Source organism: Streptomyces sp. NPDC002057 (genome assembly GCF_040296665.1).
Taxonomy (GTDB): Bacteria; Actinomycetota; Actinomycetes; order Streptomycetales; family Streptomycetaceae; genus Streptomyces.
In genome coordinates this window covers 133,507-140,056 of sequence record NZ_JBEOXR010000014.1, presented here as the reverse complement: position 1 = coordinate 140,056, position 6,550 = coordinate 133,507, and the positions used below count along the sequence as shown (strand labels likewise).

General features: G+C 70.2%; 6 protein-coding genes. 4 read left to right on the top strand and 2 right to left on the bottom strand.

Translation table 11 applies throughout. From position 1 onward, the window contains the following. Positions 1-193 precede the first annotated feature (193 nt). From ABT129_RS14655 to ABT129_RS14645, 3 genes are all read left to right on the top strand, one after another. Positions 194-751 carry a PadR family transcriptional regulator gene (locus ABT129_RS14655; protein ID WP_351900690.1) on the top strand — a complete coding sequence of 186 codons (558 nt, stop codon included), beginning with the start codon at positions 194-196 and terminating at the stop codon, positions 749-751. A gap of 192 nt (positions 752-943) precedes the next feature. Further along, positions 944-2,668, top strand: a complete 1,725-nt coding sequence (locus ABT129_RS14650; protein WP_351900689.1) for an acyl-CoA dehydrogenase family protein — start codon at positions 944-946, stop codon at positions 2,666-2,668. A 277-nt stretch (positions 2,669-2,945) separates the two neighbouring features. Beyond that, positions 2,946-4,004, top strand: a complete 1,059-nt coding sequence (locus ABT129_RS14645) for a hypothetical protein (RefSeq protein WP_351900688.1) — start codon at positions 2,946-2,948, stop codon at positions 4,002-4,004. 91 nt (positions 4,005-4,095) lie between these two features. On the opposite strand, the gene ABT129_RS14640 is transcribed toward ABT129_RS14645, so the two are convergent. Beyond that, a complete protein-coding gene (locus tag ABT129_RS14640; protein WP_351900686.1) occupies positions 4,096-5,136 on the bottom strand; it encodes a vWA domain-containing protein in 1,041 nt (346 codons plus the stop codon). Positions 5,137-5,333: 197 nt separating this feature from the next. Between ABT129_RS14640 and ABT129_RS14635 the strand changes: the two genes are divergently transcribed. Further along, a complete protein-coding gene (locus tag ABT129_RS14635) occupies positions 5,334-5,582 on the top strand; it encodes a hypothetical protein (protein ID WP_351900685.1) in 249 nt (82 codons plus the stop codon). Between the two features lie 167 nt (positions 5,583-5,749). On the opposite strand, the gene ABT129_RS14630 is transcribed toward ABT129_RS14635, so the two are convergent. Next, entirely contained in the window at positions 5,750-6,478 is a 729-nt protein-coding gene (locus ABT129_RS14630; protein ID WP_351900684.1) for a hypothetical protein, read from the bottom strand. Positions 6,479-6,550: the final 72 nt, after the last annotated feature.

Below are 6,550 nucleotides of genomic sequence, written 5' to 3'. Positions count from 1 at the left end.
GACCTGTACAGGTCCGGCCGGCCGTCGCCCCGTCGTTCGCCACCGTCGTGCGATCGGAGCGCGGGTGGGGCGGGGGAGGCGCGGGGGCAAGGAACGGCAGAGAGTAGGGGACCGGGGGATTCCAGGGTGAGCCACGTCTCAACGCGCCCGCTCGGCCTTGCTATGCAACTCGTTGCATAGCAGGATCGGGTGCATGGCGCTCGACCACGCGATCCTCGTGTCCCTGCTCGAGAAGCCCGGGTCCGGCTACGAGCTGGCCCGGCGCTTCGAGCGGTCCATCGGCTACTTCTGGACCGCCACCCACCAGCAGATCTACCGCGTTCTCAAGCGCATGGAGAGCGACGGCTGGGTGGACGTCCGGGACGTGCCGCAGCACGGGCGCCCGGACAAGAAGGAGTACTCCGTCGCCGCCCCCGGACGGGACGCGCTCTCCGCGTGGCTGCACGAACCGATCGAACCCGAGAGCGTGCGGCACGACCTCGCGGTGAAGATCCGGGGGGCGGCCTTCGACGATCCGGCCGCGCTGATCAGCGAGGTCGAACGGCACCGGCGGACGCACACCGAGCGCCTCGCCCACTACCTCGCGGGCGAGGCCCGGGACTTCGGGGAGCCCGCGGCGGTCGGCCCGCCGGACGCCGAGCGGGAGCTGCAGCACGTCGTGCTGCGGGGCGGCATCGCGTACGAGCGGATGATGATCGCCTGGCTCGACGACGTCCTCGCCACCCTCGACGGCTTCCGCGCCGGGCCCTGAACCGACCCGGGCCGGCGGCCACTTCGTACGACCGCTTCCAGCGGCGCCCGCCGGCACCCCTGCTCGACCACCTCTGCTCGACCCACCCCCGTACGAGTACCCCCGTGCCCGTACGGCCCCTTCCGTACGAGTACTTCCGTACGAGCACCTCCAGCACCACCACCCTCATCCCGAGCCGGAAAGGCGGACGTCATGGCCGACGCGCTGCTGTTCAACCCGCACACCTACGACCCGGTGCACTTCGACCCCGAGACCCGACGGCTGCTGCGCGCCACGATCGACTGGTTCGAGGCGCGCGGAAAGCGCAGGATCATCGAGGACTACCGGACCCGCGCCTGGCTCGGCGACTTCCTCGCCTTCGCCGCCGAGGAGGGGCTCTTCGCCACGTTCCTGACGCCGTCCTCCGCGGCGGGCGAGGACGGTGGCGACAAGCGCTGGGACACCGCCCGTATCGCCGCCCTCAACGAGATCCTCGGCTTCTACGGCCTCGACTACTGGTACGCCTGGCAGGTCACGATCCTCGGCCTCGGCCCGGTCTGGCAGAGCGACAACGCCGCGGCCCGTGCCCGGGCGGCCGAACTCCTCTCCCAGGGCGAGGTGTTCGCGTTCGGCCTCTCCGAGAAGTCCCACGGCGCGGACATCTACTCCACCGACATGCTCCTGGAGCCCGACGGCGCGGGCGGCTTCCGGGCCACCGGTTCCAAGTACTACATCGGCAACGGCAACGCCGCCGGCCTCGTCTCCGTCTTCGGCCGCCGGACGGACGTGGAGGGCCCCGACGGGTACGTCTTCTTCGCCGCCGACAGCCGCCACTCGGCCTACCACCTCGTGAAGAACGTCGTCGACTCCTCGAAGTACGTCAGCGAGTTCCGCCTGGAGGAGTACCCGGTCGCCGCCGAGGACGTCCTGCACACCGGCCGAGCCGCCTTCGACGCCGCCCTGAACACCGTGAACGTCGGCAAGTTCAACCTGTGCACCGCCTCGATCGGCATCTGCGAGCACGCGATGTACGAGGCCGTCACGCACGCGCAGAACCGCATCCTGTACGGCCGCCCGGTCACCGCCTTCCCGCACGTGCGGCGCGAGCTCACGGACGCGTACGTCCGGCTCGTCGGCATGAAGCTGTTCAGCGACCGTGCCGTCGACTACTTCCGCACCGCCGGCCCCGACGACCGCCGTTACCTGCTCTTCAACCCGATGACGAAGATGAAGGTGACCACGGAGGGCGAGAAGGTCATCGACCTGATGTGGGACGTCATCGCCGCCAAGGGCTTCGAGAAGGACAACTACTTCGCCGAGGCGGCCGTGGAGATCCGCGGTCTGCCCAAGCTGGAGGGCACGGTCCACGTCAACCTGGCGCTGATCCTGAAGTTCATGCGCAACCACCTCCTCGACCCGGTCGCGTACGAGCCCGTCCCGACCCGTCTGGACGCGGCCGACGACACGTTCCTCTTCCGCCAGGGCCCGGCCCGCGGCCTGGGGTCGGTCCGCTTCCACGACTGGCGCGCCGCCTACGACGCGTACGCCCACCTGCCCAACGTCGCCCGCCTCCGCGAACAGGCCGACGCGCTCTGCGAGTTCGTCCTCAAGGCCGCTCCCGACGAGAAGCAGAGCCGGGACCTCGACCTCCTGCTCGCCGTCGGCCAGCTCTTCGCGCTCGTGGTCCACGGCCAGCTGGTCCTGGAGCAGGCGGCGCTGACCGTTCTCGACGAGGACGTGCTGGACGAACTCTTCGCCGTCCTCGTGCGCGACTTCTCCGCGCACGCCGTCGAGCTGCACGGCAAGGACTCCGCGACCGAGCCGCAGCAGCTCTGGGCGCTCGGCGCCGTCCGGCGCCCCGTCGTCGACGAGGCGCGGTCGGAGCGTGTCTGGCAGCGCGTCGAGGCGCTTTCGGGCGCGTACGAGATGACGCCCTGACCGGTGACGCCTGACGTCCCGGCATCCGCCCTGACGTCCTGACGCGCTGTCTCCCCGGGTCCGGATCCGTCTTTGGGTCCGGACCCGGGGAGGCGGAGGGTTCGGGGACACGGCGCCTGTGATCGACGGCACGCCGCGGATATGGGTCCGCAGGGCAACCATGTGGGCGAGGTGTGAGTCTTCTGGTCGATCACACCGTGATCGCGTCTATGAGGAGATCATCATTACCGCCATACGCAAGACCCTGACCGCCACCGCTGTCGTCGGTGCTGTCCTGGTGGGCTCGGCCGCCTGCGGCACGGTCGAGCAGCTGTCTGCCGGAAAGAAGCTGGACCAGGCCTTCGAGAAGCTGGGCAAGGAGAAGTCGATCTCCTTCGAGCTGGACCTGGACGTCGACGCCGAGACCCTCAAGCAGATGGACGCCGGGTCGGACCCGGCACCGGGCGAGGAGATCCCCGCCGAGGCCGCCGAGCTCATCAGCGGCATGAAGCTCAGCGTCACGGTGGAGTCGAAGAAGCCGATCGACCAGTCCGAGGAGAAGGACCTCGTCGGCATGGCCATGAAGGTCAGCAGCCCCGAGGGCGACCTCGTCGAGTACCGGGTCGTCGGTGACCACACGTACGTCCGCTCCGACGTCGAGGCCCTCTCCAAGGCGATGGACTCTCCCATGCCGCCCGCCGACGAACTGCCCCCGGAGGCCGCGGGCCTGAAGAAGGTGCTGGAGGGCGAGTGGGTCAAGTTCAGCACCGAGGAGATGAAGAAGGCCGGCCAGGAGATGGGTCAGGAGATGGGCGAGGAGCCCGGCGCCAAGCCGTCTCCGGAGCCCTCGCTGGACCCCAAGACCCAGAAGAAGCTCCTGGAGGCCCTTCGCGAGGTCATCGCCCGTGAGGTCGACTTCAAGACCGCCGGGGACAAGGACGGCACCGAGCACATCACCGCCACGGCACCGCTCCGCACGCTCGTCGCGGAGCTGATCGGCGAGGTCCGTCCGCTCACGAAGGACCTGCCCCCGGGCATGGACCTGCCGTCGGACAAGGATCTGAAGGAGATCCCCGACACCAAGGTCTCGGCCGACTTCACGCTGAAGAACGGTGAGCTGACCGAGGTGTACGTCGACCTCGCCAAGCTGGCGGAGAACGCGAAGGTCAAGAAGTTCGGCCTGGTGCTGAAGATGAGCGCGGGCACCAAGCCCACGGCCCCGGCCGGAGCCACCGAGCTGAAGGTGGAGGAGATCATGAGCGGCCTGTTGGGCGCCATGATGCCGCCGGAGGGCTTCGACGAGGGCGCCCTCCCCGGCGAAGGCCCCGAGGAAGGCTTCACCGAGAGCGCCGCGTAGCCACACACCGGACCGGGGCGGCGCTTCCTCGCGCGCGCCCCGGTACCCGGCACGGAGCAGGACGACGTGCGGCACGGGAGGCTCGGCAGGGTCAGAGCATGAGCAGGAGCCGCGTCTGCGGTACGAGCTTCCGGTTCACACTGGTGCTCTGCACGAAGATCGTGAAGTCGTCGTTGTGGTCGGGCTTGACGCGCACCTCCACGTCCGGCAGGCCGAGCAGCGCTCGCGCCTCGGGGCCCGTGTACACCCGGTCCGTCTTCTTCTCCAGTACCGCGATCTGCTTGCGCGCCTGGATCTTCTCCGACTTGCTCAGCTGGTAGAACGCGCCACCGGTGCGGTACGTGTGCCCGGATTCGACGACCCAGTCCCGGATCGCGGCGTCGCGGGCCACGGGGAGCAGCTGGTACCGCGACTGGTCCACCGGGGTGAGACCGGCCGCCTCGACGGTGTCCTTGTTGACCGCCTCCGCACCGGCGGAGAACACCGTCCTCGACCCCCGGATGCCCTTGGTGCGGCCGATCATGAACTTCTCGGTGGCCTCCTGGATGACCTGGCCGGCCTCCTCCAGGCCCTGCGTGCTCGTGGCGTCCCAGATGGCGACGTTGTCCTTCGGGAATCCGCACTGCACGGCCTCGCGCTTGCCCATCTGGTCCGGCACGAGCACGGCCAGCGTCCAGTTGTCGCCCTGCGTCTCGATCATCGTGGCCACGGCCTTCACCAGCTCACCGGGGTTCCTGGAGGGCGCGCCGGTGCAGCGGTGGCTGGCGTTCTCCTGGCCGTCGGTCAGAACGAACGTCAGGAAGCTGTGGTCGCCGTAGAGCTGGGCCGTCTGCGCCAGCTCCCGCTGCGACTTGAGCGCGGCCGCCAGCAGGGCGGTCATCCCGCCGACCCGGTACAGCTGCTTGAGGGACGGCATCCGCAGCACGTCCTTGTCGTAGATGACGCACTCCACCTCGTCCGCGAAGACGTAGACCGTGACGCGGGTCTCCTGGTCGAGTTCCCGCGAGCGGCGGGCGAGGTACGCGATCTGCTGGTCGGCCACCTCGACGACCTTGCGGCTCAGCCGCGACATGGACGAACTGGCGTCCAGGACGAGAGCGACGTGGTTGATGTAGTTCTGGGTTCCGGACAAGACAGGCTCCCCCTCATTCCGACTGATGCACCTACCGTCTCACCCACCACTGACAATCGATCTTGGCCGCTGGGCCGGCGGAAGCGCTGTCGCCCAGGGCGAAACCGCCGGGGGACTGCCGCCGGCGGTGCCGTGCGCGGCCGTGCGTGGTGCCTACGCTCCTGACTCCCCATCACCGCGAGACAGAGGAGTACGCCATGGAGAACCCGACCCGCAGGACCCTCGCCGCCGGAGCCGCCGCGCTGGTGACCGTGGGCCTGGTGGCCGCGGTCGCCGGGACGGCGAGCGACGCGGTACCGGCCACGTCGGAGCGGATCACGACGGTGGCCCAGCTGAAGGAGAGCATCGGGGCCGCCGCCGAGCTGGAGCGGCAGAACGGGGCGGCCGACGTCGGCGGCTCCACCGGCGGTCAGGTGACGCGACTCGGCTCACGCACCGCCTGCTGAGGCAGGGGAGCGGCCCGTCGCGGGCGACGACGGGTCCGTGCCGACCCGTCGTCCCGCCGGGGGACGCGCTCCCGCCGACCCCGTCGTCCCGGGCGTACGGCCCCCGGCGCCGTACGCCCGGGAGGCCGTACGGCGCCGGGCGCGTGAGCCGTACCCGCCTCCGTTCCTCAGCCGACCCTGTCGCCGGGCGCCACCGGGTACGCCTCCAGATCCGAAGCGGCGAGGAGGTCGGAGATCAGCTCCTGGGACCCGCCGATGTAGGTGCTGACCAGATCCACGTCGCCACCGAGGCACCAGGCGCGGTCCTCCGGCCACCAGAGGTCGGGCAGCTCGGCGAACTCGTCCAGGGACACCGGCGAGACGGCGTCGGACAGCGTCCCGCCGAGCAGTACCTCGTCCCGCTCAGGGGTGAGGAAGGAGGGAACCGTGTCGAAGTCCCACCGGCCGTAGCCGTTCCACAGACCGAACCAGCAGCGCTCCGGGGTACGCGTGTGCCGGGCCAGGACGGGGAGCAGGGCGCGGGCGACATCGGGTGGGGTCGGACCCTCCGCCGGATGCTCGTCCCAGACGCCGGGCAGGCCGTACTCGGAGAGGTTCTGGTAGTAGGGGTCCGCCCCGATCAGCTCGTGCCAGTTGGTGACCGGCGCCACCGAGCGCCCGGACGCGGCGGCCACCGCCGCCCAGCGCACCGGTTGTTCGCTCAGCGAAGCCGGGTGCAGCACCCGGGCGTACGCGGCGAATCCGGGTGCGGCGACGCCCGCCACCGTCCCGAAGTCGCCGTATCCGGGGGCACGTCTCGTGAGCCAGTCCGCCGGGCCGAGATCCTCGGTCCGTACGCGCAGGCGTCCGTACCACTCAGGAGCGGGGTCCCGGTCCACCGGGGGATAGTTGTCCACCCCGCACAGTCTGCCTCGAACCCGTGCGGCCCTGCCCGCGGTCACCCGTCCGGGCCCGTCCGTGGGACGGAT